Here is a 1,380-nt window from a genome sequence, read left to right on the forward strand (position 1 = left end):
ACCGCNCGCCTGACCCAGCGCTATCGGCAGGAAGGCTACCTGTTGTCATACGCCTACCTGCCGCCGCAGGAGGTGACCGAGGGCCGGGTCAATGTGGTACTGGTCGAAGGTTATATCCGTGATTACCACGTAGACGGCGATATCGGCCCGGCCAGCGCCTATCTGCAGCAGTTGCTGCAGCGGCTTGCAGCCGAGCGCCCGCTGACCCGGGAAACGCTGGAGCGCTACCTGGGCCTGGCCGAGCGCCTGCCGGGGGTGACGATAGAGCCGCAGCTGGCCGCGGCGCAAACCGCTGATGGTGCTGCGCGGTTGACCGTGCATGCGCAGCGCAAGCCGTTCAGCGCTGCTTTTACCGTTGCTGATGGCAACCGCGACGATGCGCAGGCGCTGTTGACGGCAACCAGCCACGCCCAGACCCGCTTTGCCGAACAGATCGAGGCCAGCCTGTTGCTGCCGCCAGGGGATGACCAAGTGCATTACCAACGCCTGGCCTACAGCCAGTACCTGGACGCGGGCGGCAGTCAGCTGCTGCTGTCGGCTTCGCGCTACCGCAGCGAGCCCGGCACGCGGATTCGTCTGGACGATGGCCGTGACATCACCCGCAAGCGCGACAGCGATCGCTATGCGATCGGCCTGCGCCAGCCGGTGATCGTCAGGCCGGATGAATGGATGTTGGTGCAGGGGCAGGTGTATTCGGTCAGTGAGCACTTCGAGGACCGGGTGGATGGGTTGCCATCGGCACGGGACTACGATACCTACGTGCGTGCGCTGTCATTCGAGGGCGATTGGCGCAAGGTGGAAGAGGGCCGTTTGCGTATCGTCAGTGCCGGCGTCTATCAGGGCCTGGATTACCTGGGGGCGCGCAGCGATGCCGACTACGATATGGATTTTCTGCGGTTGCGGCTTTCCGGCTTGCAGAGCGACAGGTTGCTCGGTAACTGGCAGGGGGTGGTCTCCGGGGCGTTGTACTGGAGCGATGACCGCTTGCCCGACAGCGAGCGTGCGGGGTTTGGCGGGCAGAATTTCGGCCGTGGCTACCCGCGCGACCAGGCGGACGGAGACAAGGGCTGGGGTGTGGCTTACGAGGTGAACTACAGCATGCACCGCAGCTGGCTGGCGTTGGTCCAGCCCTATGTAGTGTTGGATACGGCGCAGGCCTGGCATAACCGGGGGCCTGTGGAGGATGCCCACCTGGCTTCGGCGGCGCTTGGTTTGCGGTTGGGCGATGGGCGCTTGTTCAATGTGGCGCTGGAGGTGGCCAAGCCTTTGGCGGATGTGGCATTGGACAGCCTGGATCGTGGCCCGCGCGTGACGTTAAATCTGGCTATCCAGTTGTAACAGGTGTACCGAGGATCTGTAGGAGCAGCCTTGTGCTGCGAA

General features: G+C 64.2%; 1 protein-coding gene. It reads left to right on the forward strand.

Annotated features, from left to right (window positions below; all coding sequences use genetic code 11):
- Positions 1 to 1,338, forward strand: a 1,338-nt coding sequence (locus JV551A3_RS04595; protein WP_133978380.1) for a ShlB/FhaC/HecB family hemolysin secretion/activation protein, incomplete at its 5' end; no start/stop codon positions are given.
- Between the last annotated feature and the right edge of the window lie 42 nt (positions 1,339 to 1,380).

The sequence above is a fragment of the Pseudomonas inefficax genome (assembly GCF_900277125.1).
Classification (GTDB): Bacteria; Pseudomonadota; Gammaproteobacteria; order Pseudomonadales; family Pseudomonadaceae; genus Aquipseudomonas; species Aquipseudomonas inefficax.